This window comes from Nocardiopsis quinghaiensis (genome assembly GCF_008638365.1).
In the GTDB taxonomy this organism is placed as follows: Bacteria; Actinomycetota; Actinomycetes; order Streptosporangiales; family Streptosporangiaceae; genus Nocardiopsis; species Nocardiopsis quinghaiensis.
On the sequence record NZ_VWVU01000002.1, the window covers coordinates 387,665 to 414,120 of the forward strand.

The following is a 26,456-nucleotide window of genomic DNA, read 5'->3' on the forward strand; positions in this document are numbered from 1 at the left end:
CGGCCGCCGAGCCGCCGCGGAGGGAACAGGGGCCCCTCGGACGGGTCCGCGCGGAAGGGTGCGCACCCCCGGAGGACTCCGGCGGGGCGCACCCCGGGAAGCCTGTCCGGCCGGGCGGGCCGGTGGAACCGGGCCGGGGGTCGGGGGACCGGCCCGTTCAGGCGGTCTGGCCGCCGTCGCCGTCCTTGTCCTGTTCCGCCTGCTTCTCGGCCTGCTCCTTCTTGACCCGCTCCGCCCGCTTCTTCCTCTCCGCGTCGCGCTTCTCGCGCTCGGCGATCTTGGCCTTGGTGTCGTCGTTGTAGGCGGCGAGCGCGGCGTCGATGTCGGTGTCCAGGGCGAGGCCGCCGCCCTTGACGTACAGGCCGCGGTTGCAGAACCGGCGCAGGTCGCTCTCGTTGTGCGAGACCAGGACCATCGTGCGCTGGTTGGCCAGCATCCGGTCGATGGCCTCGTAGCACTTGCGCTTGAACGCCTTGTCGCCGACCGCGAGCACCTCGTCGACCAGCATGACCGGGTGCTCCAGCTGGGAGATCAGCGCGAAGCCGAGCCGCACCTTCATACCGCTGGAGTAGTGGCGCACCGGGGTGTCCACGAACTTCGGCTCGATCTCGGCGAAGTCGACGATCTCGTCGAAGCGCTCGTCGATCTGCCGTTCGGTCATCCCGTGCAGGGAGCCGACCAGGTACACGTTCTCGCGGCCGGTCAGGTTGTCGTTGAACCCGGCGCGCAGCTCCAGCAGGGGGGCGACCTTGCCGTGGACGTGCACCTCGCCCTCGTCGGGGATGAGCACCCCGGCGATCAGTTTGAGCAGGGTCGACTTGCCGGTGCCGTTCTTGCCGACGATGCCGACGCACTCGCCCCGGCCGATCTCGAACGTCACGTCGCGCAGCGGCCAGAACTCGTCGCCCTCGGCGTTGGGGTCGCGCTTGGTGCCGTGGATGAACATCTCGCGCAGGCTGCGCTTGCGGCGGCGGTTCACGGCGAACTTGACGCCGAGCCCCTTGGCCTCGATGACCGGCCCGGTGGCGAGCCCGGCGCCGTAGGTCGTGTGCGCCATCACAACTCCTTCAGGACGGACATCTCCAGACGGCGGAACGTCCAGTATCCGATGACCAGCATCAGGACCGAACCGATCACCGACGATGCCAAGGCGAGAGTGGTCGGGGTGAGTTCCTCGAAGCCCGCGAACCACACGGCACGGTGCATCTCGAAGATACCCAGCAGCGGGTTGAGCTGGTACAGCGTCTTGGCCCAGTCCGGGACGGCGTCGGCGGTGAGCACCAGCGCGGCCGGGAAGAGGATCGCCGAACCGTAGAACAGCAGGCGCGAGACGATGCGCACCAGGCGCTCCACGTCGCGCAGCAGCACGTTGACCGTGGACAGGAACAGGGTGAGGCCGAGGCCGAACGTGAACTGCAGCACGATGGCCAGCGGCAGCCAGACGAGCACGCCCTCCCACGAGGGCCTGCCGCCGAGGAAGACCACGAAGAGGATCAGCACCGGCCAGGTGAGCAGGTACTCGATGAACTTCGTGCCCACGGTGGCCAGGGGGAAGATCTCCCGGGGCACCTTCATGGTGGTGATCAGCTTGGAGTGCGTGATCATCGCGCGCGGCGCCTCGGACAGGATCGCCCCGAAGGTGTTCCACGGCAGGATCCCGGCCACGAGGAACAGCAGGAAGCCGCCCTGGACCTTGGTGTCCTCCGGCATGCCCCGGCTGGCGTTGAGGATGACGCCGAAGACGAAGAAGTAGACCATCGTCAGAGCCAGGGGCTCCAACATCGTCCACGCGTACCCCAGTACGGACTGCTGGTACTTGACCTTCAGGTCGCGCCGGACCAGGAGGCCGACGACCTTCCGGTGCTCCCAGACGGCCAGCGCCCTTGACGCCACCGCCACCTCCAAGGATCGATGTCCCGCCCGGTCCACGGTGTGCCGGACAGGCGTGCTCGTGCTCGTGCTCGTACTCGCCTGTGCGCACCGGCCGACATACGCGGTCCACCCCGTACGTGTATCGAGACGGGGGAGCGTGTCCGGGCGACCGGGGGATGTCACGGACCGCGCCCGGTTCCACGACCGCACTCTGGGGAGGTCTGTACCGGGCACGCCATACAGGCGTCCATAGGCTACCGCTGCGAACGACGGGTCGCACCACCCCGCCCATCACGAATGCGCGGTTTGTCCCCTCACCCGTGGTGACCCCCGCGGCTCCGCCCGGTAGCCCGCGGGGACGACCGACGGGGACGATTCGCTAACCTCGGCCGGGGCCGCGACGGAAGAAGGGTACGGGGCCGTGGACGACGGAAGAGGTGGGGACATGCGTCCGCGCGTGATCGCGGCGGTTCTGGCCGGAGGGGTCGGCGCGCGGATGGGCGCCCCCTCCCCCAAACAGCTGCTGCCCCTGGCGGGGCGGCCCGTCATCGAGCACACGATCGCCGCGTTCGAGGCGTGCCCGGACGTGGACGAGATCGTCGTGCTCATGGTGGAGGAGTACCTGGGGCGGGTCCGGGACATCGTCGCCGCGTCCGGGTTCACCAAGGTCGGCGCGGTGCTCCCGGGCGGTGCCACCCGTACCGGCACCTCCCGCGCCGCGCTGGCCGCGGCGGGCCACGCGGCCGACACCGACCTGGTCCTGCTGCACGACGCCGCGCGTCCGCTCGTGCGCCCGGCCACGATCAGCGCGTGCGTGTCCGCGCTCGGAGAGGCGGGTGCGGTCGGGGTCGCGGTGCCCAGCGCCGACACCGTGGTGCGTGTGGCCCTGGGCCGGTCCGGCGGCGAGGCGATCGCACAGGTGCCCCCGCGCGCCGAGCTGCGTAGGATGCAGACCCCGCAGGGTTTCCGGCTCGGCGTGGTCCGCCGCGCCTACGAGCTGGCGGCGGCCGACCCCGGCCTGGTGGCCACCGACGACTGCGGCGTGGTGCTGCGCTACCTGCCGGAGGAGGAGGTGCGGATCGTGCCTGGCGAGGAGACGAACATCAAGGTGACGAACCCGGGCGACATCGAGATCGCCGAGACTCTGCTGCGCCGGACACGCGCGCGTACGGTCCCGCCGGAGGTGGACGCGTGAACCGGGTGTTCGAGGCGACCGAGGTGATCGGCCACCGCGGCGCGGGCCGCGGCGTGGTCGACGGCGTCCGGGAGAACACGGTGGAGTCCTACGCCGCCGCGGCGCGGGCCGGAGCGGACTGGGTCGAGATCGACGTGCGCCGCACCGTGGACGGGGCGCTGGTGCTCCACCACAACGCCGCCCTGGACGACGGTCGGACGATCGTGGACCTGACCGCGCGTGAGTGCGCCGAGGCCGGACTGGTCGGCCTGGACGAGGGGTTGGCGGCGGTCCCGGACGGGGTGGGCCTGGACGTGGACGTCAAGTCGGTGATGGAGGACGCGGTCGACGCTCCGTCACGGCGGACCGTGTCCCTGCTCCTGCCGTACCTGCGCCGTGAGGCCCGGCGTCGCCGGGTGTTCGTCTGCTCTTTCGACCCCGGTGTCCTGCTGGCCGTCCGGGAGGGGGCGCCCGGGGTGCCGACGGCGTGGATGCCGTTCGTGCGCAGTCCGCTGGACCAGGCGGTGGCGGGCGCCGCCGGGATGGGGTGCCCGGTCGTGGCGATCGACGCGCGTTCGTTCGGGCCGGCCGGGGACGCGCTCCGACCGGGCCGCCGCCCGGTGGAGTACACCGTGGACCTGGCGCACCGGGCCGGGATCGAGGTGGTCTCGTGGTGTCCGGACCCGGTGGACACGGCCCGGTTCGCCGAGGCGGGGATGGACGCCGTCGTGGTGGACGACGTGCCCGGGGCCGTGTCCGCCCTCAAGGAGCTCGGCGGCGCCGGGGGATCCTGAACCTCCGGGGACTCCCGGAGCACGTCCGGGCCCTCCGGAGGCCTCAGATCCGGTCGAGGAGCTCGGCCTTCTTCGCGGAGAACTCCTCGTCGGTGAGCAGCCCCCTGGCGTGCAGGTCTCCCAGGCGCTCGATCTGTCGGAAGACCCACTCGGTCCCGTCGTCCCCGGTCACCGCACGGGAGGCGCCGTCTCCCCCCGGCGCCGAGCGGTCCGCCGCCGGGCCCTCCGCGTTCGGGGGCTCGGCGCGCTCGTTCTCCGCCCCGCCGATCCGACCGACGGCCCTGGCCCTGTCCAGCCACCAGCGCGGGTCCCTGAGCCTGGCGGCCAGGTCCCCGGCCTCCGGGCCGCCGGAGCCCGGCTCCGTACCGGCCCACATGTGCGCGGTGATGGTGGCGGCCATCAGCAGGGCGTCGGAGGTCTCCGTTCCCTCGTCGGCGAGGAGGACGTTGAGGTCCTGCCTGAGTTTGCTGGAGCCCTCCCTGGCGCTGTTCGCGGTGGCCACCCGCAGGTAGCCCCACTCCCAGCCGTCGGAGGGTGTCCACTCCACACCGGTGATCTCGGTGACGTCGTACTCGCGGCGCTGGGCCCTGCGCTTGCGGCCTCCGGCCCTGGCGCCGGACCAGACCAGGCGCACGCCGGAGTCGTCGATGGTCGCGGTGCCCTCGGAGGTCTGGATGTGGAGGGGCAGTCGGGGGACCAGGCGCAGGACCGTGTCTGGGGCCGGGGCGCCGGTGTGCTGTTCGGCGGCGAAGCGGGTCTGGTCGGCCAGGTACTCGGCGATGAGCTCGCTGGTGGCGGGGCCGGTGAGCCGGAAGGGCTGGGACTCCTCCCTCAGCGCCGCCCCGACGGCCGTGTAGGGGTCCATCCGGTCGCGCAGACGCAGTCGGAGGACCCAGCCCTTCCTGCGGTCGGCGCCGGGCCGGAAGTCGACTCCCGCGATCGCGCCCACGGGGAGTTCGAGCCGTCCGATCCGCCTGAGCAGGGGGTCCTTGGACCGGCCCCCGCTCTCGTACCTGATGACGACCGACTCGCCGTCGAACACCCAGACGGCCTGGTCGCCGCGCAACTCGTCCATAGCGCCTGTCCTCCGTTCCCTGTTCCCTCTGCCTAGCAGAGGGTCCGCTCCCGTACGAGGGCGGACCGGGACCGAAGGCGGTCGGCGGGACGGTTCCCGGCGGCGACGGCCCTCAGGTGCGGGCGTCCTGCGCGGCGCGCGAGTCCGAGCCGAGCCCGGGGGGACTGGTGATGAATCCGGCGCCCCACGACATGTGCATGGTGGCCAGAGCGAGCGGGATCATCGGCAGGCTGGCGGCGGGCAGACCGCGGCCGAGCGGTACCGACGCGGCCGTGACCAGGAGCAGGTAGGCGGCGGGAACCAGGAACAGCGGCCAGAGGAAGAGGCCGCCGACCAGTCCGGCGACCACTCCGGCCAGGGCCACGGGCGGGGCCAGGTAGCGCAGGTTGATCGTCCCCTTGTGCTGGCGGGCGACCACCCGGCGCCAGCGCCCGTAGTGGAAGTACTGCTTGGCGAGCAGGCGCACGTTGCGGCGGGGGCGGTAGGAGACCCGCATGCGCGGCTGGAACCACACCGTGCCGCCGGTGGTGCGGATGCGGTGGTTCATCTCCCAGTCCTGGGCGCGCTGGAACGCCTCGTCGTAGCCGCCGACCCGCTCCAGCGCCGACCGCTGGAAGACGCCGAGGTAGACGGTGTCGACGGGACCGCCCTCGCCTCCGGTGTGGAAGCGCGCGTTGCCCACGCCCACCTTGGAGGTCATCGCGGCGGCGACGGCCTTCTCCCAGGGGGTCGTGCCCTCGGCGGCCATGATGCCGCCGACGTTGTCGGCGCCGGTCTCCCGGAGCGTCTCGACGGCCACCCGCAGGTAGTCGGAGGGCATCATGGCGTGCCCGTCGATGCGGGCGACGATGTCGTGTGAGGAGGCAGCGATGGCGGCGTTGAGCCCGGAGGGGGTCCTGCCGGTGGGGTTGTCGACCACCTTCACCCGTGGATCGGCGGCGGCGAGCCCGTCGGCGACCTCGCGGGTGCCGTCCGAGGAGGGGCCGACCCCGAGCACGACCTCCAGTTCGCCCGGGTACTCCTGGGCGAGGACGTGCTCCACCGCGGCGGCGAGGTGGCGCTCTTCGTTGAGTACGGGCATGACGACGGAGACAGGCGGCCAGGACACGGGCACTTCCCAGGGTCAGGACATGTCGGAACTGCGTAGGGCTTGCCGTACGCGCGTCAACGGTACTGCACCCGTACGGCCCGCCGACCCGGCGAAATCCCCGCCGGGCCGGATCGGGCCGGTACTCAGCCCTGGTTCTTGACGGGCCGGCCCTCCGCGTCCTTGAACGAGCCGACGATGATCATGATCAGGTCGATGAGCGTCCACACACCGACGCCACCGCAGGTGACGATCATCAGGACGGCCGTACCGATCTTGCCGGTGTAGAAGCGGTGCGCCCCGACCACGCCGAGGAAGAAGCACAGCAGAAGGGCGACGAGCCAGTTTCGGCTGGAGACGGCCTCGGGGTGGGGCTGCTGGTAGGTCACTGGGACTCCGGGGGCGTTAGACATCAGACAGGGAAATGGTGGATACCGATACGCAGCGGGGGTGTCCGGCACGGCCCTGGCATCGGGGTCTACGCTCGGCGCACATCGGACCATACTATTTTTCCTGCACAAACCACGCTTCTGGTCACATAGCGGTACCGAATGCGGCTCAGGATGGTTCGGCGCGCGGAACTGTTCCACCGTCCGCCGCGTCACATGTACGGGACGTACACGCAAAGGGGAGGACAACACGCCGGGAGTTGACATCTCGCGCTCTTGGGCGCAACGGGTGACAACCTAGGGATAAGGACACCGTTGATGTGGGACGGGGACGCCGATGAGCGACGACAGCGCGGGACGGCACGGACCAACGGAGGGGTTCCACCGCGAGCGCTCACAGCCCCTTCCGCCCGAGCGCTCCCCCAGGTCCGGACGGGTGACCGTGCCCAGCCCCGCCTCCCGTCGCCGCCGCACCGGCCTGCTGCTGATGAGCGCGTTGTCGGTACTGGTCCTGTTCGCCTCGGGGACCTCGTGGGCGCTCACCGGCTGGGTGTCGGGGGCCCTGAACCGGTTCGACGTGTTCGGCGGGCTCTCCGAGGACGGCCGCCCCGAGTCGACCGGCGGACTGACCTTCCTGGTGATCGGCTCCGACAGCCGTGACGCGATGAGCCCGGAGGCCCAGGAGGAGCTGAGCGTGGGTTCCGCCCCGGGACAGCGCTCCGACAGCATGATGCTGGTGCGGCTCAACCACGAGCGCGACCGCGTCACCGTCGTGGGTCTCCCCCGGGACCTGTGGGTGGACGTCCCCGGCCGGGGCCCGGACAAGATCAACGCCGCCTACGGCCACGGCGGCCCGCGGCTGGCCGTGCGGACCGTGGAGTCGCTGACCGACGTCCGCGTCGACCACTACGTCGAGGTGGACTTCCAGGGCTTCGTGAACGTGGTGGACGCGCTGGGCGGTATCGAGGTGTGCCTGCCCGAGCCGATCAGGGACCCCAAGGCCCAACTGGACATGGCGGCGGGCACGCACCAGGTGGGCGGGACCGAGGCCCTGGCCTTCGCCCGCACCCGCGCCACCTCGCGGGGCGACCTGGACCGGATCGAGCGCCAGCAGCAGGTCCTGTCCGCGATGCTCGACAGGGCACTGAGCACCGACACCCTCTCCGACCCGGACAAACTGACCGGTTTCGTCAACAGCGCTCTGTCGTCGGTAACCGTGGACCAGGGGCTGGACACCAGCACGATCAACGAACTGGCCTACCAGATGCGCGACCTGAGCATGGGCTCGGTCACCTTCACCCAGGTGCCCCTCTCCGACACGGAGTACTGGACGCCGCGCGGGGACGTCGCCCTGCTGTGGGACGAGCCCGCCGCCCGCGAACTGTTCGCCGCGGTCCAGGCAGACAGGCCGATCACCGACCCCTCGCAGGAGTCCGAGGAGGGGGCCGAGCCCCGGCCCGGTGACATCCGGGTCCAGGTGTTCAACGGGATCGGTGCGCCGGGGCTGGGCGCACGGCTGGACGGCGCGCTGGCCTCCGCCGGGTTCCAGGTGGTCGCCCCGGCGCAGAACTGGAGCTCCAGCAACGTCTCCACGAGCCAGGTGCGCCACGGGCCGAACGACGGGGCCGAGGCCGAGTACCTGGCCGGGACGATCCCGGGGGCGGAGACGGTGGAGGACGGCACCCTGGACGGTGAACTGCAGATCGTGATCGGATTCGACTACACGGCGTTCGAGGCCCCGCAGGCCGGGGCCGAGGAGTCCTCGCCGGAGGAGGGGCCCTCCTCCGGCGAGGGCGCCACGGCCGTCTCGACCGCCCGGGAGAACATCTGTGGATGATCCCGGGCAAGGAGGATCTACCGTGCTCCACCACCTGGTCGGCCTGCTCGTCGGCGTCGCCCTGGCCCCCGTGCTGTGGATCGCCGTCGCCTGGTCGGCCGACCTGGTCCCGCGGATCGCCGGGGGCGACGTGACCGTGGCGACGGTGTTGTCAGTCGTGGTGCTGTGCCTGGTGGGGGCCGTGTGCGCCTACCTTGTGGCCTCCCGGGTCTCGCCACTGGTCGCCGGGGCCGGCGGGGCCCTGCTCGCGGCGCTGTGTCTGTGGCCGGTCGTGCACGCGGCGTCCATGGGGACGGCGCTGTCCTGGCTGAACGAGGACAGCTTCCTGTACCCGTCCGGCACCGGCCTGGCCGTGGCGCTGCCGCTGGGGACCCTGCTGCTGTTCTCCGCCATGACGCCGCTCCGGTGGCGGGCCGCCCACGGCACGGACACGCCCTCCGGCGGTCGGGGCGCGGCCGGCGCCGACCGGGAGGGGTACCGCCGTGCGGCGCGTGAGGCGGATCCGTCCGACGCGCCGTGGGAGGGTGCGGGCGGCGACACCGTCCCGGAAGCGGTGCCCGACCGCCCGCCGCCACCGGCCCCGGGCGGCGGCTTCGAGGACGACCCGGACAAGACGACCACGCCCTTCCGCCGTGGTGCGGGCGGCGCCGTGTGGACTCCCCTGGACGACGAGCAGGAGGGGACCAGGGCGCCGCGGGGCCGCTGGCGCTGAGGCGCGTCCCTGTGCCGGAGATTCCAGACGCACCGGTAACCTGAGCGCCTGACTGTTCACGCGGTGTTCGGTCACGCGCCACGCCCGGGCGCGTAAGGTAATGCCCCGCGCCCCGGGTACCACCTGCGGGCCGAACAATGTCCGTTTCCTGCCCTGAAGCAGGGTGTTGACCGCCTTCAGCGGGCACAACTCCACACGGGAGCGGACGAAAGCGAGGAAGGACACCACCAGTGATCGAAGCGGACCGTATGCGCGTCTCCGTCATCGGTACCGGATACCTGGGTGCCACCACCGCGGCCTGCCTGGCCGAGATGGGGTTCGAGGTCCTGGGCGTCGACGTCGACGAGGCCAAGATCGACATGCTCCGCTCCGGCAGGGTGCCCTTCTACGAGCCCGGACTCGACGAGCTGCTCACCGCCAAGCTCGCGACCGGGCGCATTCGCTTCACGACGTCCTTCACCGAGGCCGCCGAGTTCGCCGACCTGCACCTGATCTGCGTGGGCACCCCGCAGCGCGACGAGTCCGGCGCCGCCGACCTGCGCTACGTGAACGCCGCGGTGGACCAGCTGGCCCCGCACCTGACCCGGCCCTCCGTGGTCGTGGGCCGCTCCACCGTCCCGGTGGGCACCGCCGCGACCCTGGCCGCCCGGCTGGCCGCGCTGGCCCCCGTCGGCGAGGAGGCCGAGCTGGGGTGGAGCCCGGAGTTCCTGCGCGAGGGCTTCGGCGTGAAGGACACACTGCACCCGAACCGGATCGTGATCGGCACCGACTCCCCGCGGGTGGAGAAGGCCGTACGCGCCCTGTGGCAGCAGCAGATCGACGACGGCACCCCCTTCCTGGTGACCGACCTCCAGACCGCGGAGCTGGTCAAGGTCGCGGCCAACGCCTTCCTGGCCACGAAGATCTCCTTCATCAACGCCATGGCGGAGGTGTCGGAGGTGGCCGGCGCCGACGTCATCCAGCTGGCCGAGGCGCTCTCCTACGACGACCGTATCGGCGGCAAGTTCCTCGGGCCGGGCCTGGGCTTCGGCGGCGGCTGCCTGCCCAAGGACATCCGCGCGTTCATGGCGCGCGCCGACGAGCTGGGCGTGGAGCCCGCGCTGTCGTTCCTGCGCGAGGTGGACGCGATCAACCAGCGTCGCCGCGCGCGCACCATCGACATCGCCCGCCAGCTGATCGGCGGCAGCTTCGCCGGTCGCACTGTGACCGCGCTGGGCGCCGCGTTCAAACCCAACTCCGACGACATCCGCGACTCGCCCGCGCTGGACGTGGCCTCCACCATCGCCTCGCTGGGCGCGCAGGTGACGGTGTACGACCCGGCGGCGCTGGAAAGGGCGCGCGAGGCGCACCCGGAGTTGAACTACGCGGACTCCATGCTGGCGGCGGCGCGCGGCGCCGACGTGGTGCTGCTGCTCACCGAGTGGGCGGAGTTCCGCGAGGCCAACCCCGACGAGCTGGCCGCGGTGGTGGCCCGCAAGCGCATCGTGGACGGCCGCAACGCGCTCGACCCCACGTACTGGCGCGCCTCGGGGTGGACCTACCGGGCGTTGGGCCGCCAGTAGCCCGCCGGCCCACGCCGTCAGCGATGATCTTGCCCGTACCGGCAATCTCGGCGGCCGAGGCCGCCGGTACGGGCAAGATCATCCGGTTACCGCACTAGAAACCGAACCCGGTGGGCCTCTCACCGCCGGCGACCTCGCGGCGCAGCCGCTCGCCCTTGGCCTGGGCCTGCTCCCTGAGCTCCTCCTGGAAGCGGGTCATGCGCTCGGTCAACCCGGGATCGCCCACGGCCAGCATCCGCACCGCCAGCAGGCCGGCGTTGCGTGCGGCGCCCACCGCCACGGTCGCCACCGGCACACCGGCGGGCATCTGCACGATGGACAGCAGCGAGTCCATCCCGTCCAGGTACTTGAGCGGCACCGGGACGCCCACCACCGGCAGGGTCGTCACCGAGGCCAGCATGCCGGGCAGGTGGGCGGCACCGCCCGCACCGGCGATGATCGCCTTCAGCCCGCGCCCGGCGGCCTCGGCACCGTAGGCGACCATCTCGTGCGGCATGCGGTGCGCGGAGACCACGTCGGCCTCGAACGGGACTCCGAACTCGCGCAGGGCCTCGGCCGCCTCCCGCATCACCGGCCAGTCGGAGTCCGAACCCATCACGATGCCCACCACGGGGTCCCCCGCGGGGCTCCTGTCCCGGTCCTGGTCCCGTCCGTTGGCGTTGTCGGTCACTGGTCGTCTCCTCGCAGGTAGGTGGCGGCGTCCCGGGCTCGCTCCAGGAGATCCCCGTAGTCCTCGCCCATCACGGTGACGTGCCCGATCTTGCGGCCCGGACGCACGTCCTTGCCGTAGAAGTGCACCTTCACCTCGGGGTCCTTGGCCATCACGTGCAGGTAGCGGCGGTAGACCTCGGGGTCCTCACCGCCCAGCAGGTTGGCCATGACGGTGTAGGGGGCGTTGGTGCGCGGCGAGCCCAGAGGCAGGTTCAGCACGGCTCGCAGATGCTGCTCGAACTGGGAGGTGCGCGCTCCCTCGATACTCCAGTGGCCGGAGTTGTGCGGGCGCATGGCCAACTCGTTGACGACCACGTCGTCGGCGGTCTCGAACAGTTCCACCGCCAGTATCCCGGTCACGTCCAGCGCCTGGGCGATCTCGATGGCCAACTGCTGGGCGCGGACGGCCCTGTCCTCGGAAAGCTCCGGGGCGGGGGCGATCACCTCGTGGCAGACGCCTCCGCGCTGGACGGTCTCCACCACCGGGTACACCGCGACCTGCCCGTGCGGGGACCGGGCGACCTGCACGGCCAGCTCCCGGGCGAAGTCGACCTTCTCCTCCACCAGGAGCGGCACCTCCTCGGCGGCGGCGCGGTCCACGACCTCACGGGCCCGCTCCGCGCCGTCCACGATCCATACGCCCTTGCCGTCGTAGCCGCCCCGGGCCGCCTTGAGGACGACCGGCCAGCCGGATCCGCCGTCCCCGTCCTCGGCGAAGCCGACCACGTGCTCCAGGGTGGTGACGGCCCGCCAGCGCGGGGAGGGGGCGTCCAGCTCGGTCATGCGCGTGCGCATGCGCAGCTTGTCCTGGGCGAAGCGCAGGGCGTCCCGGCTCGGGCGCAGCAGTCCGCCCGCCTCCTCCACCGCGCGCAGGACGGGCTCGGGCACGTGCTCGTGGTCGAAGGTGACCACGTCGTTGGCCTTGGCGAAGGCCAGAACGTCGTCGAGACCCCGGTCGTCGCCCAGGGTGACGTCACCGCAGACCAGTGCGGCGCTGTCGGTGGGGTCGGCCGCCAGCACCGAGAAGTCGACGCCCAGTCCGATGCCCGCCTGGTGGGTCATCCTGGAGAGTTGGCCTCCTCCCACCATTCCCACGCGGGGGACGGTGCGGTTACGCTCGCTCACAGTTCCTCAACTCACATGCTGCTCGTCAACCGCGGTGACGGGACGGCCCCGCGCACGGCGGGACCTGGCCGGTTCGGCTCGGAACCCGCGGCCGGGGTCCCTGCTCCGGTCCCCGGCTAGAGTCTAGGGCGTGCGCGTGCGGCGGTCCGAATCCCCATCGCCCGGCCGCACCGCCGGCCGGCGGCCCGTCCGAGGTGGGAGCCGTCCCCGACCACACCAGGAGGCACAGGCCCGTGCGTGACTTCCCCGCCCGCCGCCCCGGACTCGCGAAGCTCGCGCGAGAGGTGGGCAAGTTCGGTTCCGTGGGGGCCGTGGCCTACGCGGTGCAGTTGGGGACGACCAACCTGCTGTGGAGCGTGGCGGGGGCGGCCCCGCTCACCGGCCAGGTGGTCGGGACGCTGTGCTCCATCGCGGTGGCCTTCGTCGGCAACCGGTTCTGGACCTTCAGCGACCGGGCCCGTACCGGCTACGGCCGTGAGACGGTGCTGTTCCTGACCATGAACGGTGTCGGGATGCTGATCCAGCTGGCCTGCCTGGGCGTCTCGGTGTACGTGCTGGACCTCGACGGCCCGCTGGCGCGCAACGTCGCGGGCAACGTGGTGGGCGTGGGTCTCGGGACGTTCTTCCGGTTCTTCTCCTACCGAACGTGGGTCTTCCCCGAACAGCCGGAGCGGCCGGAGAACCCCTCGCGCGAACCGGTCCCGTAACCGGCCCCGCCGCCCGGTCGGGGAGGACCCCCTCCGATCACGGCCCGGGCGCCGCGTCACCGGAGGGCCGTGGCCTCCGCACTCCTGCGGCGTACCCCGCGTCGGTCCGCCAGCCACACCACCGCCAGCGTGTACAGGCCCACCTGGACCAGTGTCAGGAGCAGGACCAGCGGCGAGCCCGCGCCCAGGGGCAGTCCGGAACCGACCACCAGGCCCGTGCCGATCTGCTCCATGCGCCCCTCGAAGACGCACAGCGTGAACTGCACGAGGCTGTTGACCACGTGCAGGCCGATCGCGGCCTCCAGACCGCCGGTGCGCCAGGTCAGCCAGGCCATTCCCAGCCCCATGGCCGCGAGGGCCGCGGCCGTCCACACCTCACCCGGATGCATGGCCAGGTACAGCACCGCGAACAGGGTCCCGCTGGCCAGGACGGCCGGCCCCGGGGAGCGCAGCACCCGCGACACCGCCGATCCGCCGCCCCGCTCGCCGGACCGGGCACCGACCGCACCCACCAGCTGCATGAGCAGGCCGCGCATGGTGAGCTCCTCGGCCGCCGACTGGAACGGCACCAGCAGCACGATGACCGTCATCGCCGCGGCGAACACCTCGGTCCCGCCGGTCGCCTCGCTGGGCACCAGCCCCGGCTGGAGGAGCTTGGCCAGGGGCAGGAACAGCGCGGCGCACAGGGCGACCGGGACGATCGCCACCACCGTGCAGCGGGCCAGCCAACCCCAGCGCAGACGGCCCTCCACCGACATCAGGGAGCCGATCCTGCGCCACTGCACCACGCGTACGAGGAAGAGGACGATGGGTAGGAACAGCGCCGACGACAGCAGGCCGAAGGCCAGTTCGGCGATCGTGCTGAGGGTGACCGAGTCGGGGGCCAGGCCGCTGCCGCCGATGATCGCCACGATCGTCACGGCCAGGATGATCGCCATCCACAGGAAGAACACCAGGACCGCGAAGACGGCCAGGGTCAGCGGTGTGGACCACCAGCGGAAGCGGGAGGTGCGGCCGAGCCTGTGGTAGGACTCACCCCCGGGGAGTTCCGCGCAGGCGAACTCGCTGGTGCGCACCGGTCTCGGCGGCGGCCAGGCCCACACGGACGGATCCGCGCCGGACAGGGGATGACCCCCCGGCGGTGTCAGTCTTCCCCCACCCGGTGGGCCCGCCCAGGTCTGCTCCTGCGTGTAGGGCCCGGCGGCCCGCCCTTCCGGCTCCTTGGGCGCGGCGGGCCAGGACGAACCAGGCTGTGGCGGCACATTTCCCATCGTGCGCCGAGACTACTATCCGGGCATGTATCGCCAGCGTTAAGGCCACGCCGTTATCGCCTGACCACGGTAGGCACGGACCGGTGGGCGTGACCGGCGCCGACCCCGCTCCCCGGAATGTGGGGTGTGCCGTCCTCGTTGAACATGAACGGCCCGTCGGAGCGACACCGCAGGCCGTTGATCCCGTCCCGCTGACCTACGATTGGGCACATGTCCTCCACACCATCCACCGAGCAGGTGCGCGAAGCCCTGACCACGGTGCAAGACCCGGAGATCCACCGTCCCATTACCGACCTAGGCATGGTCAAGAGCGTCGACATCGCCGATGACGGCGTCGTGAGCGTCGGCATCTACCTCACGGTGGCCGGATGTCCGATGAAGGGCCGTATCGAGAAGGACGTGACCGAAGCGGTGACCAAGGTCGCCGGGGTCACCTCCGTGCGCGTCGAGCTCGACGTGATGAGCGAGGAGCAGCGCAAGGAGCTCCAGACCAAGCTGCGCGGCGGCCAGGCGGAGAAGGAGATTCCCTTCGCCAAGCCGAACTCGCTCACCAGGGTCTTCGCCGTCGCCTCCGGCAAGGGCGGCGTCGGCAAGTCGACCGTCACCGTGAACCTGGCCGCGGCCATGGCCGCCCAGGGCCACAAGGTCGGTGTCGTCGACGCCGACATCTACGGCCACTCGGTTCCGCGCATGCTCGGCACGTCGGACTACCCGACCAAGGTCGAGGACATGATCCTGCCGCCCACCGCGCACGGCATCAAGGTCATCTCGGTCGGCATGTTCACCCAGGGCAACCAGCCCGTGGTCTGGCGCGGCCCGATGCTGCACCGCGCGCTGCAGCAGTTCCTGTCGGACGTGTTCTGGGGCGACCTGGACGTCCTCCTGATGGACCTGCCCCCGGGCACCGGTGACATCGCCATCTCCACCGCGCAGCTGCTCCCGAACGCCGAGCTGCTCGTGGTGACCACCCCGCAGCAGGCCGCCGCCGAGGTCGCCGAGCGCGCGGGCGCCATCACCGCCCAGACCCACCAGCGGATCACGGGCGTGATCGAGAACATGTCGTACTACCTGCCGCCGGGCGGCGGGGAGCCGGTGCACCTGTTCGGCGAGGGCGGTGGCCGCACGGTCTCCGACGCCCTCAGCAGGACCCTGGGCATGGACATCCCGCTGCTGGGCCAGGTGCCGCTGGACACCCGCCTTCGCGAGGGCAGCGACGAGGGTAGGCCGCTGGTGCTGACCGAGCCCGAGGCCGAGGCCAGCAAGGTGATCTCCTCGGTCGCCGACACACTGGTCGGGAAGCCGCGCGGGCTGGCCGGCATGCAGCTGGGCATCTCCCCGGCGGGCCGCTGACCGGTTTCCCCGCGGACGGTACCGGAAGACTTGTGCGAGGCCCCCGAGCACCGCTCGGGGGCCTCACGCGTGTGTCGGGCCGGGAGGAGGCGCCCGGTCAGTCCTCGCCGGACGAGCCCAGTGTGACCATGGCGGTGTCCCGTCCTCCGTCGCGCTCGTACCCGATCTCGACCTCGTCGCCCGGGCTGAGGCCGCGCAGCCTCGCGAGCAGTTCCTGGCCCGAGTTCACCCGGTCTCCGCCCAGGGAGACGATCACGTCGCCGGACCGCAGGCCCGCCTCGTCGGCCGGGCCGCCCTCCTCCACCGCGCCGGAGCCCTCGGCGATGACCGCTCCCGCGATCGGGCTGTCCAGGTCGATGTCGGCCCCGATGTCGGCGTAGCTGGTCTCGCCGTACTCGATGAGCCGTTCCACGATCCGTTCGACCTCGGTCGACGGGATCGCGAAGCCCAGGCCGATGTTGCCCGAGGGCTCGCCCATGTAGCCCATGGTCACGATCATCGAGTTGACCCCGATGACCCGCCCCCGGAGATCCACCAGCGGACCGCCGGAGTTGCCCGGGTTGATGGCGGCATCGGTCTGCAGCGCGTAGAAGCGGCTGGCGTTCTCGCCCTCCCCGGAGGCGACCGGGCGGTTGACGGCGCTGATGATGCCCTGCGTGACGGTCGTGTCGAGGCCCAGGGGCGCGCCGATGGCGATCACCTCGTCCCCGACGATGACCTCCTCGGAGTCGCCGAACTCCAGCGGTTCGACGTCGATCGGGTCCTCCAGCGACAGCACCGCGAGGTCGGAGCTGGGGTCGGAGCCGACCACGGAGGCGTCGGAGCGGTTGCCGTCGCTGTACACCACGACGATGCCCTCCGCCTCCAGTCCGGACGAGACGTGGTCGTTGGTCACCACGTGGTCGCCGTCGATGACGAACCCGGATCCGCCTCCCTGGGCCCGGGGGTCGGCGCTCTGGATGGCCACCACACTCGGGCTCACCCGCTGGGCCACGCCCGCGATGCTGCCGGGGTCGCGTTCGGGGGCCTCCGGCGGCGGCTCGTTGATGACCGGGCTCTCCTGCGGCACCGCCTCGGCGGCGCCGGAACCGCTGAGGAAGGTGCCCGCGGCACCGCCCGCGCCACCGGCGATGAGCGCCACGACGAGCATGCCGGACAGCGCCATCCACGCCGGGATGCCGCGTCGGCGGTCCGCGGCGGGCCGCGGCACCGCGTACTGGGCCTGCTGGGCCTGGTGAGCCTGCTGGGCCTGGAGCGCGGGCCCCCCGGGGGCGTGGGAGCCCGTGAAGGCCGCCGCGTAGCCGCCGGAGGCCGTCTGTCCGATGTGCCCCGTGGATCCGTGGGGCGGAGGTGCCTGCCCGGCGGTGGGCGGCGCCTGCGCGCCGGGGGGCCCGTGACCGTGCGGCGGGACCGGTGCCGGGGGTCCGGGGGGCACGGGAGCGGCTCCCGGGCGCGCGGGCCCGGGAGCCGGGGGCCCGGGGTCCTGGGGCGGCGGTGCGACGGCCCACCCGGGACGCGGGGGGTGTTCCGCAGGAGCCTGACCCGGCGCGCGCTCTCCGTCCGGCGCGGCGCGCTCAGGGGGTGGTGTCCCCCCACCCGGCGGGGTCGCCCGGCCGGGCTCCCCGCGCTGCTCCGGACGGCCGCTTTCCTCGCTCAAGACCTGCTCCGTACGTCGCTCGACTGTCGGTCGACACGCGACTCGGCGGAGGCCTAGAGGAATCCCAGCCGGGCCAGGCCGCGCCGCACCCTGGCCCAGAAGCCGGAACCTCCGGGGTCCGGCAACGCGGTCACGGCCGAGGAGGCCAGCCCCGCGGGGGCGTCGGCGAGCACCGTGTAGACGAAGCCGTCCGCCTGCCACATGCTCTGGTACTGGCCCGTGTCGCCGCCGAAGATCGTGTCGTGTTGTGTTGTGACGCCACCTCCCCCCGTTCCGGTTCCGACGTATCCGTTCCGAAGTGTGGGGGAATGCTCGGCGTCCAGCTTCCCACGTTGGGTGAAAACCGACACCTGGGACAGTCCATCCGAATAGACCGCGTGTACGACCCGGCGTTCGGCGTGCCGTGTGGACCGGGCGTCGACCAGCCGCAGGTTCCAGGCCAGGTACTCGGGGAGGTGCCAGCCCCGACCGCGCAGGTCGGCGCGTTCGGCCCCCGTCAGGGCGTCCCCCCAGGGCAGGTCGCCGGTCTCGCCGTCGGGCCAGGGCCCCTCACCCAGGACGAGGCCGGTGAGGCGGACGCTGAGCGCGGGCTCTCCGGGCGCCCCGTAGACCGTCCGGCCCAGGAGCAGGCCGGTTCCGGTGTCCACCCAGAACCGCCCGGCGACGGTGCCGTCGGCGCGTTCGGCCTCCACCACGCGGGTCTCCCTGCCCCCCAGGTCGGCGACGCCCGCGTCCATGACGGAGTAGGTGTCCTGGAGCATGCTCAGCAGGCGCTCGTCCAGTGACTCCAGGGCGGAGGAGGAGCGCACCACGAGAGCGGACTCCTCGTCACCGACGGGGGCCAGGGCCATGCCCTCCCCGGGCCTGTTCACCACGCGCACGCGGACCTCCCGGTCCTGCGCACCCTCCGGTCCGGTCATCTCGCGTACGGCGGAGTAGGCGACCTCGTCCTCCGCGGCGGCGGCGCTGCGCAGCACCGGCATCCCGTTGTCCGACCCCTCGGCGGGAACCGCGGCGGCCCCGGGACACGCGGCGGCGGTGAGCAGGAGTGCGCACAGCAGTGCCACGACGAGGAGTATGACCGGGGTGGAACGCGCGGAGGGGTGTCCCTCCGCGTTCACCGGGTGGCTTCGGAGGAGCCGTGCGGGGCGTCGGCGGCCGTGGGAGAGGCGTCGACCACCGGCATGTGGCGACTGGTCACCGCGTGCTCGACCGCGTAGTCGGACAGGCGGGGCTCGACCACCGGCGTCTCCTCGGAGTCGCCCCCGGCGACGAAGGCGCTGCCGATCAGGGCCGTGGCCACGGCGAGGCCCGCGACGGCGTAGCGGCCGCCGGGGAAGGCCGGGAACAGGTGGGCGAGGCGGTCGCCGCCGAAGCGCCGGCGGTCAGGCCGCTCGGCACGTCCCGGCCGGGTCGGAGCCGCATCGCCGGGCGTCGGGGGGACCCCCGGGGCGGCCGCCGGGTGGCCGCCTCCGGAGAGGCCGCCGAGAGGACGTGAGGAGCCCAGGGGCGGGCGCGCCCCGAAGCCCGCGCCGCCGGACGGCGGGTCGGAGGGGCCCCGGCCTGCGGGCCCGTGGTCCTGGGACAGGCTGGTGAGCCGTCCCATGAAGTCCGTGTCGGGCTCGGGCTCGCACAGGCCGTTCAGTCTGCGTTTGAGGCGGCGCATCATGTCGGCCTCGAAACGGCACGGCTCGCACTTGGCCAGGTGGATGAGGGCGCTCTCGTGCTCGGCCGGGCCCAGTTCCCCGTCGACGAGCGCGGAGAGACGCTCTCCGAGGTGTCCCATACTCACTCCGCCTCCCCGTTGATCACGTTTCCACCGCTGCGCGCCTCGCTGCCGGAGGCCAGGGACCGCCGGTGCTCCAGGGCCCTGCGCAGTTGGGCGCGGCCCCGGTGGATGCGGCTGCGGACGGTGCCGAGCTTGACGTCGAGCGTCGCCGCGATCTCCTCGTAGGAGAGCCCCTCGATGTCACAGAGGACGACGGGGGCGCGGAACTCGGCGGGCAGCGCGTCCAGCGCGGACTGGATGTCGGCGTCGAAGTGCCGGTCGTCGTAGCGCTGGGCGGGAGAGGGCTCGCGGCCCTCCAGGCGCTCGTCCGCGTTGTCGGCCAGGCCCTCGAAGCGGATACGGGCCCTGCGCCGGGCCATGTCGAGGAAGAGGTTGGTGGTGATGCGGTGCAGCCACCCCTCGAAGGTTCCGGGGGTGTAGTTGGCCAGGGAGCGGAAGACCCGGATGAAGACCTCCTGGGTGAGGTCCTCCGCGTCGTGCTTGTTGCCGGTCAACCTGTAGGCGAGCCGGTACACGCGCGGAGAGTGGGTCCGGACGACCTCGTCCCAGCTCGGGGGCTCCCATGCCTCGAATTCCACGGCAGGGCCGGACTCTGGCACCGCTGCTCCCTTCATCCCGTCGATTCGCCACCAGGCTGGTCGGGGGGAGTTTGCTTCGTGGCGATCAACGTACGTTCATCCCGATTCAACGCCGGGGGACGTGGATTAAGTTCCCGCCGCCACGCTCGGAGTTCGGTCCGGATCAGGCTAGTCTTTTGCCAGGGACATGACCTGGCCGCGACCGCCATTCTACGGTGGGTGACCATTGACTGGTCAGAGCCCCACCAGACATATGACCACCGCAGTGGGAGGCCGTTATCGCCAGCCCGGAGGAGACCGCGGCCCGGAGCACCTGGGTCCGCGCCGAACAGGCCCGCTTCGAGCGGAACGCCATGGAGGACGAGCCCCTGGCCGACGCGTACGAGACGGGGAGCCGCTCGTCGGCACCGCCGGTGGACGCCACGACGGGTACCGCGCTGCGTTTCCTGGCCGCGTCGATCGGCGCACGGTCCGTGGTGGAGATCGGCACGGGGTGCGGCGCGTCGGGGATCTGGCTGCTGCGGGGGATGGCCCCGGACGGGATCCTGACCACGGTGGACACCAACGCCGCCTACCAGGACTACGCGCGCTCGGCGTTCGCCCGCGCGGGTTTCGGCCCCGGACGCGCCCGGCTGATCCGGGGGACCGCCCTGGAGGTGCTGCCGAGGCTGACCGACGGCGGATACGACCTGGTGTTCGTGGACGCCGACATGGTGTCCTACCCCCTGTACCTTGACGAGGCGCTGCGCCTGCTCCGCCCGGGCGGGATGGCGGTGTTCAACGGCGCCATGGTGACCTCCTCCGAGCCGGACGGGCCGCTGCGCGTGCCCGACCCCCGCGAGACGGCCGTGCGCGAGGTGGTCCGCCGGGTGCGCGAGGAGGAGGAGTTCATCCCCATGCTGATGCCCGTCGGTGAGGGGCTGCTGGCCGCCATCCGGTGACCGGGCGCTGGCCGTCCACAGGCTTCCGCGGGGGCTACCGGTCGGCGAGCCAGCGCAGCAGGGTGCGCGTGGCGAAGGCCGTACCGCCCTTGGTGAGCAGGCCGTCCTCCTTCATCGACCGGCCGGGACCGGCGATGTCCAGGTGGGCCCAGGCCACGCCGCCGGTGAACTCGCGCAGGAACAGGGCCGCGTCGGTGGCTCCGGCGGGGCCGAACTCGGAACGGGTCCCGATGTTGGCCAGGTCCGCGACCCGGGACCGGGTCGTCTCGACGTACTCCTCGGTCAGCGGCATCCGCCACAGGGGTTCGCCGGAGGCCTCGCCGGCGCTCTCCAGCTCGGCGGCGAGCGCGTCGTCGGTGCTGTAGAGCGCGCCCATGCCGGTACCGAGCGCGACCTTCGCCGCGCCGGTCAGGGTCGCGACGTCCACCAGTACGTCCGGTGCCAGCTCGGCGACCGCGTAGCCCATGGCGTCGGCCAGGACCAGTCGGCCCTCGGCGTCGGAGTTGAGCACCTCGACGGTCGTGCCGGAGTAGGTGGTGAGCACGTCACCGATCCGGGTGGCGTCGCCGGAGAAGGCGTTCTCCGCCAGCGCCAGCAGGCCGGTCACCCGTACCGGGGCGCCCACGGCGGACAGCGCCGAGAGCACCGCGAGCACGATCGCCGAACCGCTCATGTCGGTCTTCATCAGCGACATGTTGTCGTTGGGCTTGAGCGAGAGGCCGCCGGTGTCGAACGTGATGCCCTTGCCGACCAGCACGACGTGCGCGGCGGGGTTCTCGGGCGTGTAGGAGAGCTGGACCAGCCGCGGGGGGCGCGACGATCCCTGGCCGACGCCGAGGATGGCGCCGAAGCCGTCGCTTTCCAGCTCCTCCTCTTCCCAGACCCGCACCCGCAGGCCGGATTCTTCGGCGACCTCGCGGGCGCGGGCGGCCATCCACTCGGGGTCCTTGGTCAGGGAGGGGGTGTTGACGAGGTCGCGGGCCAGGGCGGTGGCCTCGGCCAACCGGGTCCCGCGGGCCAGGGCGTCGGCGAGGTCCCCGGCGCCGAGCACGTCGATCACCGGGGCGGGGCGCTTTCCGGCCGGGGCCTCGGCGGTCTTGAGGCTGAAGGTGTAGGAGGCCAGGAGCGCGCCCTCGGCGAAGGCCGTGGCGGCGTCACCGCCGGCCCCGGGCCAGGCGAGGGCCACGCGCTCGTTTCCCCGTGCGGCCCGGGACAGGGCGGCGCCGGCCTTCCGGAGGTCGTCGGGGGAACCCGAACCGACCCCCAGAAGTGCCATGCGGACCAGGCCCTGGTCCCGGGGCACCGGGAACTGGGCCAGCTCTCCGGGTTTCCCGGCGAGCGAGTAGTGCGCGAACAGGTCGGTGAGCGGAGCCGGAAGCACCTGTGTCAGGCCGCCCTCGGCGACCCCTCCGACCTCCGTCGGTCCGCCGTCTCCCGACAGCACGGGAAGGACCAGCAGGTCCGCGGTGGATTCGGCGAGGCTCCCCGGCTGGGGACGGATCTCCGTGGCGAATGGCACAGGTCGCTCACAATCGTTCGCTGTCGTGGGGGTCTACGACCTCGGGGGTCGTCGGGGCGTTCCGGCCCGGTGGGGGAAGAACGTGGTACGTCTAGCCGACGACGCCCTTGAGCGCGTCCCGGAGTTCGGTCGCCTCGGCCGGCGTCAGTTCGACGACCAGGCGTCCGCCGCCCTCCAGCGGGACTCGCATGATGATGCCGCGACCCTCCTTGGTGACCTCCATCGGCCCGTCACTGGTCCTCGGCTTCATGGCCGCCATGCCATTCCCCTTTCTAGGTGTTCCTCGCGGGTGACCGGGGCCGACCCACAGCACCGGCGCCGATCCGCTTGGCCCGTCTCGGCTCCGGAACCGTAGGCCGGTTCCGTGTGACTCGTGCCCGTGTGGCTTAAGGGACGTGAATCACTCTTCGACCATTATCTCGGAGGTTCGCCCCCGTGTGTGCGCCAGACGGTGGCCGGACCGCCGTCACGAGCACCCACCGACGAGGAATCGTTGGTCAGTAAGGTTATATCGGTCCTGGCCGAAACCCGCTGAGGGTGCGAGGGGCCGAACGGACTCCTGCCCCGGGGCGCTGGATCGAACCGTGCCCCGAAGGCGCTCCGACACCGGCTCCGACCTGCTGCTCTCCGTCTTCTGAGGACACCAGGGGACGCGAGGGGACCCGGGCCGCGCCCGGTCGGACCGACGGGTCCGGTTCTGTCCGTTCAGACCAGGTCGCCCGTCGAGATCATTCGGGTGCCCTCGCGGGTGACCGACGACCACTCCGCCCTCAGCCCGCCGCCGTCCGCGGCGGGCCACACGGTCAGTTCGGCCTCGTCCACGCAGCGGTCCTGGGGGTCGGCGGTCTCGGTGTAGGCGTAGACCCGCCGGTTGTTGTCGCCCGCCGACAGCACGAGCGTCCCGGAGCAGGAGAAGGTCGTCCAGGCGGTACTGCCCCGCTCGGCGCCCTCCTCGATCCGGACCTCGGCGTGCCAGTCGGCGACGTGGTCGCCCTCGGTGTCCACCTGGACCATCTCACCGGCCCAGGAGCCGACGAACTCCTCCGCCGGCGCCGCGGCCTCCTCCGGGTCCTCGTCGGCGATGCCGGCGAGCAGGGCCCAGGCGGTGGCGCCTCCACCGGCCAACAGGACGGCCGACACGGCCACGGCCAGAACGGTGACCTGGCGGCGGCGCCTGCCGTTGTGCCGGGTGGACCTGGGCGGTGGCCACAGGGACATCTGCCGTACGGGGGAAACGGCCGTGGCGGAGGAGGCGGGCTGTTCGCGCCTGTCCCCAGCTCCCGACTCCAGTTCGGCTGCTGTGTCCATCCTCGCCATCCTCAACGATGCTGCGCCCGCTCCGGCGGAGCGGGGGTACACAAGTACAGCGATTGAGAATAGGGCACATGAGCGCATCGATCCGCACAAGAACGACGCGGCGAAGGTGATGCACGCCACAGGGGCGGCGAAGTGCCAGGTCAGCGCGGGCCGCCTCGCGGGGGTGACCGCGACCGGGCTCGGATGCCGCGGAAGTCAGCGGCCGCCCCCGCCGCCGGACGAGGCGCCGTCGGACTCACGCGCTCCACCGTCGGTGGTCCCGGCCGCCTTCTCCGGCTCCCCAACGGCCCGCGGCGGGCCCACCGGGCCGCGCTCCGGGTCCGGCCCCGCCCCCTCCCTCCCGGGGGCGTAGGCGTCGCCGGGAAGGTGCGAGCCGGGCCGGGGGCCGGTCCCCTCGGGAGCGTACGACGGGTCGAGGCGGGACAGGCGCCACTCCAGGTCCTCGATCCGCTCCTCGCGCTCGCGCAGGGTCGCGGTCAGGCGCAGCAGCAGCTCGTCGACGGCGCGCACGTGGTAGCCCCACATGGCGAGGGGCAGCATCAGGCGACCGAGGTCGAAGGCCTGTACGGGGCGGTCGTCGGGCAGGGCGAGCGGGGGGTAGTCGGCCTCGAAGCGCGCGAGCTGACCGCCCTTGCCGAGCACGACGTACACGACACCGACGAGCACGGCCAGCGCGGCGGCGGCGACGAGGACCATGATGAGAACAGGCACGGACACGATCGTGCCACACCCGGTCGGCCGGGAGGTCCGGGAGGAGGGATACGGCGGGTCCGGGACCGTGGCGGCCCCCACGCGCCGACCCGCCGCACCGCTCCCTACTGCTCGGGGCCGGGACGCTCCTCCGACTCCTCGTGCTGGCGGGCGATGTCCAGATGGGACTTGCGGATGATGTCGACGACCTCGTCGGTGTCGTCCACGACCTGGACCAGCTCCATGTCGTGCGGCTTGATGAGCCCGTTCTCCATCAGGCTGTCCTGGATCCAGTCCCTCAGCCCGCCCCAGAACTCGGTGCCGACCAGCACGATGGGGAACCGGGTGACCTTGTTGGTCTGCACGAGGGTGGACGACTCGAACAGCTCGTCCAGGGTGCCGAACCCCCCGGGCAGCACCACGAAGGCCTGGGAGTACTTCACGAACATCGTCTTGCGGACGAAGAAGTACCGGAAGGTCATGCCCATGTCGATGTAGTCGTTGAGCGTCTGCTCGAACGGCAGCTCGATCCCGAGCCCGACGGACAGCCCTCCCGCCTTCTGGGCGCCCTTGTTGGCGGCCTCCATGATCCCCGGCCCGCCGCCGGTGATGGTGGCGTACCCCGCCTGGGCGAGCTTGGCGCCCATCTCGACGCCGACGTCGTAGTAGTGGTGGCCGGGCCTGATCCTGGCCGAACCGAACACGCTCACCGCCGAGGGCAGCTCCGACAGCAGGCCGAAGCCCTCCACGAACTCCGACTGGATGCGCAGCACACGCCAGGGGTCGGTGTGCACCCAGTCCGTGGGCCCCCGCTGGTCGAGGAGCCGCTGGTCGGTGGTGGTGTTGGGGATGGAGCGGCCCCGGTAGGTGAGGGGGCCCGCCCGGCGCACCTGCTCTTCTGGCTCTTCTGCTTCCGTCATGCCGTAAAGCTATCCGTGTGGAACGGGCTCACACCTGAACCACGCGTAACGCGGTGATGACCACAAACGGCCGCCTCGTCGCGGCCCCCGGCACCGGAGCCGGTCACGGCCGCGCTGAGCGACGCCGACGGGCTCAGCGGGCTCCGGTCAGCCAGGCGACCATGCGCTCCTCGGCCTCGTGGATCCTGGCGGTCTCGGCGTACTCGTCCCTGGTGTGGGCGAGCAGCGGGTCGCCGGGGCCGTAGTTGACGGCGGGCACGCCCAGTTCGGAGAAGCGGGACACGTCGGTCCAGCCGAGCTTGGCGCGGGCTTCGCCCTCCCCCACGGCCGCGACGAACGCGGCGGCCGACGGGTCGTCCAGTCCGGGACGGGCGGGGGCGGCCGCGTCCACCACCGCTACCTCGAACCCGTCGAAGACCTCCCGCAGGTGCGCCTCGGCGTCGGCGACCGACAGGTCGGGGGCGAACCGGTAGTTGACCTTGACCACGCACTCGTCGGGAATGACGTTGCCCGCGACGCCGCCCTCGATGAACACGGCGTTGAGGCCCTCGTGGAAGCGGAGCCCCTCCACCTCGGGCTCGCGGGGGGTGTAGGCCCGCAGGACGTCCAGGACGGCTCCGGCGCCGTGGATCGCGTTCTCGCCCATCCACGAGCGGGCGCTGTGGGCGCGCGCTCCCCTGACGGTGACCTCCACGCGCATGGTGCCCTGGCAGCCGCCCTCGATGACGCCGCCGGTGGGCTCCATGAGGATCGCGAAGTCCCCGGCCAGCCACTCGGGATGGTTGCGGGTCAGGCGGAGCAGGCCGTTGCTGGAGGCGTCGACCTCCTCGTTGTCGTAGAAGACGTAGGTGACGTCGTGCACCGGCTCGGCGACCAGTCCGGCCATCCTGAGCTGGACGGCGACACCGGCCTTCATGTCGGAGGTACCGCACCCGTAGAGGCGGCCGTCGGCGGTGCGGGAGGGGACGTTGTCGACGATGGGAACGGTGTCGATGTGACCGGCGACGACGACGCGGCGGGGGCGGCCGAGGTCCGTGCGTGCGACGACGGCGTCGCCGTCGCGGGAGACGGTGAGGTGGGGAAGGGCCGACAGGGCGTCCTCGACCGCGTCGGCGAGGACCTTCTCGTCACCGCTCTCGGAGCGGATGTCCACGAGGGAGGCGGTCAGGGACGCCGCGTCCGAGGTCAGGTCCAGCATGTGTCGCCCCGTTTCGGTGAGGTTGGGGTGGCCGCCGCCTTGCGGAGACGGAAACCGCGTCTTCCGCCCCTACATCTACCGCATCCCCTCCCCGCCCGTCGCTCCCCGTCCCCCCACCCGCCGTTCCCGGGAACGCGCTCGGGGCGCCCCCCGCGCGGAGGACGCCCCGGGAGCGGGCGAG

General features: G+C 72.1%; 26 protein-coding genes. 8 read left to right on the forward strand and 18 right to left on the reverse strand.

Features of this window, described 5'->3' with window-relative positions; all coding sequences use genetic code 11:
- Window positions 1–157: 157 nt before the first annotated feature.
- On the reverse strand, window positions 158–1,057 hold the full coding sequence (locus FYX01_RS08550; protein ID WP_150239308.1) for an ABC transporter ATP-binding protein: 900 nt from the start codon (window positions 1,055–1,057) through the stop codon (window positions 158–160).
- Entirely contained in the window at window positions 1,057–1,905 is an 849-nt protein-coding gene (locus FYX01_RS08555) for an ABC transporter permease (RefSeq protein WP_150239310.1), read from the reverse strand. The genes FYX01_RS08550 and FYX01_RS08555 overlap by 1 nt, the downstream gene beginning before the upstream one ends.
- A 412-nt stretch (window positions 1,906–2,317) precedes the next feature.
- On the opposite strand from FYX01_RS08555, the gene FYX01_RS08560 reads away from it, so the two are divergent.
- Window positions 2,318–3,067: an IspD/TarI family cytidylyltransferase gene (locus FYX01_RS08560; protein WP_150239312.1), complete on the forward strand. Its 750-nt coding sequence runs from the start codon at window positions 2,318–2,320 to the stop codon at window positions 3,065–3,067.
- On the forward strand, window positions 3,064–3,840 hold the full coding sequence (locus FYX01_RS08565; protein WP_150239314.1) for a glycerophosphodiester phosphodiesterase: 777 nt from the start codon (window positions 3,064–3,066) through the stop codon (window positions 3,838–3,840). Before FYX01_RS08560 ends, FYX01_RS08565 begins: the two co-directional genes overlap by 4 nt.
- A 43-nt stretch (window positions 3,841–3,883) precedes the next feature.
- Here the strand turns inward: FYX01_RS08565 and FYX01_RS08570 are convergent, their stop codons facing one another.
- From FYX01_RS08570 to FYX01_RS08580, 3 genes are all read right to left on the reverse strand, one after another.
- On the reverse strand, window positions 3,884–4,915 hold the full coding sequence (locus FYX01_RS08570) for a DUF4429 domain-containing protein (RefSeq protein ID WP_150239316.1): 1,032 nt from the start codon (window positions 4,913–4,915) through the stop codon (window positions 3,884–3,886).
- A 112-nt stretch (window positions 4,916–5,027) separates the two neighbouring features.
- The gene (locus tag FYX01_RS08575; RefSeq protein WP_150239318.1) at window positions 5,028–6,023 is read right to left on the reverse strand and encodes a glycosyltransferase family 2 protein; all 996 of its coding nucleotides are present in this window, start codon (window positions 6,021–6,023) and stop codon (window positions 5,028–5,030) included.
- A 125-nt stretch (window positions 6,024–6,148) separates the two neighbouring features.
- The gene (locus FYX01_RS08580; RefSeq protein ID WP_223830356.1) at window positions 6,149–6,391 is read right to left on the reverse strand and encodes a TM2 domain-containing protein; all 243 of its coding nucleotides are present in this window, start codon (window positions 6,389–6,391) and stop codon (window positions 6,149–6,151) included.
- Window positions 6,392–6,728: 337 nt separating this feature from the next.
- On the opposite strand from FYX01_RS08580, the gene FYX01_RS08585 reads away from it, so the two are divergent.
- The 3 genes from FYX01_RS08585 (at window position 6,729) to FYX01_RS08595 (ending at window position 10,502) form a co-directional block, all read left to right on the forward strand.
- The gene (locus FYX01_RS08585) at window positions 6,729–8,228 is read left to right on the forward strand and encodes an LCP family protein (RefSeq protein ID WP_150239322.1); all 1,500 of its coding nucleotides are present in this window, start codon (window positions 6,729–6,731) and stop codon (window positions 8,226–8,228) included.
- A 22-nt stretch (window positions 8,229–8,250) separates the two neighbouring features.
- Entirely contained in the window at window positions 8,251–8,940 is a 690-nt protein-coding gene (locus FYX01_RS08590; protein ID WP_150239324.1) for a YIP1 family protein, read from the forward strand.
- A gap of 230 nt (window positions 8,941–9,170) precedes the next feature.
- Window positions 9,171–10,502 (forward strand): UDP-glucose dehydrogenase family protein, encoded by a 1,332-nt coding sequence (locus FYX01_RS08595; protein ID WP_150239326.1) that lies wholly within the window; start codon window positions 9,171–9,173, stop codon window positions 10,500–10,502.
- 94 nt (window positions 10,503–10,596) lie between these two features.
- On the opposite strand, the gene purE is transcribed toward FYX01_RS08595, so the two are convergent.
- Window positions 10,597–11,172, reverse strand: coding sequence for a 5-(carboxyamino)imidazole ribonucleotide mutase (gene purE, locus FYX01_RS08600; protein WP_190394230.1), 576 nt, complete (start codon window positions 11,170–11,172; stop codon window positions 10,597–10,599).
- Window positions 11,169–12,338, reverse strand: a complete 1,170-nt coding sequence (locus FYX01_RS08605; RefSeq protein WP_150239328.1) for a 5-(carboxyamino)imidazole ribonucleotide synthase — start codon at window positions 12,336–12,338, stop codon at window positions 11,169–11,171. The genes purE and FYX01_RS08605 overlap by 4 nt, the downstream gene beginning before the upstream one ends.
- 233 nt (window positions 12,339–12,571) lie before the next feature.
- Here FYX01_RS08605 and FYX01_RS08610 point away from each other — a divergent pair, with 233 nt between their 5' ends.
- Window positions 12,572–13,045: a GtrA family protein gene (locus tag FYX01_RS08610; protein WP_150239329.1), complete on the forward strand. Its 474-nt coding sequence runs from the start codon at window positions 12,572–12,574 to the stop codon at window positions 13,043–13,045.
- Between the two features lie 56 nt (window positions 13,046–13,101).
- On the opposite strand, the gene FYX01_RS08615 is transcribed toward FYX01_RS08610, so the two are convergent.
- Complete coding sequence (locus tag FYX01_RS08615; protein WP_150239331.1) at window positions 13,102–14,121, reverse strand: CPBP family glutamic-type intramembrane protease; 1,020 nt, start codon at window positions 14,119–14,121, stop codon at window positions 13,102–13,104.
- Between the two features lie 405 nt (window positions 14,122–14,526).
- Here FYX01_RS08615 and FYX01_RS08620 point away from each other — a divergent pair, with 405 nt between their 5' ends.
- Entirely contained in the window at window positions 14,527–15,666 is a 1,140-nt protein-coding gene (locus tag FYX01_RS08620; RefSeq protein ID WP_150239333.1) for an Mrp/NBP35 family ATP-binding protein, read from the forward strand.
- A gap of 97 nt (window positions 15,667–15,763) precedes the next feature.
- Here FYX01_RS08620 and FYX01_RS08625 read toward each other — a convergent pair whose 3' ends face one another.
- The 4 genes from FYX01_RS08625 to sigE form a co-directional block, all read right to left on the reverse strand.
- On the reverse strand, window positions 15,764–16,831 hold the full coding sequence (locus FYX01_RS08625; RefSeq protein ID WP_223830359.1) for a S1C family serine protease: 1,068 nt from the start codon (window positions 16,829–16,831) through the stop codon (window positions 15,764–15,766).
- 545 nt (window positions 16,832–17,376) lie between these two features.
- Complete coding sequence (locus tag FYX01_RS08630; RefSeq protein WP_394350441.1) at window positions 17,377–18,390, reverse strand: transcriptional regulator; 1,014 nt, start codon at window positions 18,388–18,390, stop codon at window positions 17,377–17,379.
- Window positions 18,391–18,440: 50 nt separating this feature from the next.
- Window positions 18,441–19,109: an anti-sigma factor family protein gene (locus tag FYX01_RS08635; protein ID WP_150239445.1), complete on the reverse strand. Its 669-nt coding sequence runs from the start codon at window positions 19,107–19,109 to the stop codon at window positions 18,441–18,443.
- A gap of 2 nt (window positions 19,110–19,111) precedes the next feature.
- The gene (gene sigE / locus FYX01_RS08640) at window positions 19,112–19,726 is read right to left on the reverse strand and encodes an RNA polymerase sigma factor SigE (RefSeq protein ID WP_190394231.1); all 615 of its coding nucleotides are present in this window, start codon (window positions 19,724–19,726) and stop codon (window positions 19,112–19,114) included.
- Window positions 19,727–20,043: 317 nt separating this feature from the next.
- On the opposite strand from sigE, the gene FYX01_RS08645 reads away from it, so the two are divergent.
- Window positions 20,044–20,631 (forward strand): O-methyltransferase, encoded by a 588-nt coding sequence (locus FYX01_RS08645; protein WP_150239339.1) that lies wholly within the window; start codon window positions 20,044–20,046, stop codon window positions 20,629–20,631.
- A gap of 34 nt (window positions 20,632–20,665) precedes the next feature.
- Here FYX01_RS08645 and FYX01_RS08650 read toward each other — a convergent pair whose 3' ends face one another.
- From FYX01_RS08650 to dapE, 6 genes are all read right to left on the reverse strand, one after another.
- The gene (locus tag FYX01_RS08650; protein WP_150239341.1) at window positions 20,666–22,150 is read right to left on the reverse strand and encodes a leucyl aminopeptidase; all 1,485 of its coding nucleotides are present in this window, start codon (window positions 22,148–22,150) and stop codon (window positions 20,666–20,668) included.
- 91 nt (window positions 22,151–22,241) lie between these two features.
- Window positions 22,242–22,409, reverse strand: a complete 168-nt coding sequence (locus tag FYX01_RS08655; RefSeq protein ID WP_013154899.1) for a DUF3117 domain-containing protein — start codon at window positions 22,407–22,409, stop codon at window positions 22,242–22,244.
- Between the two features lie 446 nt (window positions 22,410–22,855).
- Window positions 22,856–23,458, reverse strand: coding sequence for a hypothetical protein (locus tag FYX01_RS08660; RefSeq protein ID WP_150239343.1), 603 nt, complete (start codon window positions 23,456–23,458; stop codon window positions 22,856–22,858).
- Window positions 23,459–23,662: 204 nt separating this feature from the next.
- A complete protein-coding gene (locus tag FYX01_RS08665; protein WP_190394232.1) occupies window positions 23,663–24,178 on the reverse strand; it encodes a hypothetical protein in 516 nt (171 codons plus the stop codon).
- Between the two features lie 104 nt (window positions 24,179–24,282).
- Window positions 24,283–25,077: an LOG family protein gene (locus FYX01_RS08670; RefSeq protein ID WP_190394233.1), complete on the reverse strand. Its 795-nt coding sequence runs from the start codon at window positions 25,075–25,077 to the stop codon at window positions 24,283–24,285.
- A 133-nt stretch (window positions 25,078–25,210) separates the two neighbouring features.
- Window positions 25,211–26,275 (reverse strand): succinyl-diaminopimelate desuccinylase, encoded by a 1,065-nt coding sequence (gene dapE / locus FYX01_RS08675; RefSeq protein WP_150239345.1) that lies wholly within the window; start codon window positions 26,273–26,275, stop codon window positions 25,211–25,213.
- Window positions 26,276–26,456 lie beyond the last annotated feature (181 nt).

Bases quoted from the DNA above. Each gene is read 5' to 3' on its own strand.
- FYX01_RS08550 (WP_150239308.1), bottom strand. From the start codon at position 1,057: ATGGCGCACACGACCTACGGCGCCGGGCTCGCCACCGGGCCGGTCATC.
- FYX01_RS08560 (WP_150239312.1), top strand. From the start codon at position 2,318: ATGCGTCCGCGCGTGATCGCGGCGGTTCTGGCCGGAGGGGTCGGCGCG.
- FYX01_RS08570 (WP_150239316.1), bottom strand. From the start codon at position 4,915: ATGGACGAGTTGCGCGGCGACCAGGCCGTCTGGGTGTTCGACGGCGAG.
- FYX01_RS08585 (WP_150239322.1), top strand. From the start codon at position 6,729: ATGAGCGACGACAGCGCGGGACGGCACGGACCAACGGAGGGGTTCCAC.
- FYX01_RS08620 (WP_150239333.1), top strand. From the start codon at position 14,527: ATGTCCTCCACACCATCCACCGAGCAGGTGCGCGAAGCCCTGACCACG.
- FYX01_RS08625 (WP_223830359.1), bottom strand. From the start codon at position 16,831: ATGGCGCTGTCCGGCATGCTCGTCGTGGCGCTCATCGCCGGTGGCGCG.
- FYX01_RS08635 (WP_150239445.1), bottom strand. From the start codon at position 19,109: ATGGGACACCTCGGAGAGCGTCTCTCCGCGCTCGTCGACGGGGAACTG.
- sigE (WP_190394231.1), bottom strand. From the start codon at position 19,726: ATGAAGGGAGCAGCGGTGCCAGAGTCCGGCCCTGCCGTGGAATTCGAG.
- FYX01_RS08645 (WP_150239339.1), top strand. From the start codon at position 20,044: ATGGAGGACGAGCCCCTGGCCGACGCGTACGAGACGGGGAGCCGCTCG.
- FYX01_RS08655 (WP_013154899.1), bottom strand. From the start codon at position 22,409: ATGGCGGCCATGAAGCCGAGGACCAGTGACGGGCCGATGGAGGTCACC.
- FYX01_RS08660 (WP_150239343.1), bottom strand. From the start codon at position 23,458: ATGGACACAGCAGCCGAACTGGAGTCGGGAGCTGGGGACAGGCGCGAA.
- FYX01_RS08670 (WP_190394233.1), bottom strand. From the start codon at position 25,077: ATGACGGAAGCAGAAGAGCCAGAAGAGCAGGTGCGCCGGGCGGGCCCC.
- dapE (WP_150239345.1), bottom strand. From the start codon at position 26,275: ATGCTGGACCTGACCTCGGACGCGGCGTCCCTGACCGCCTCCCTCGTG.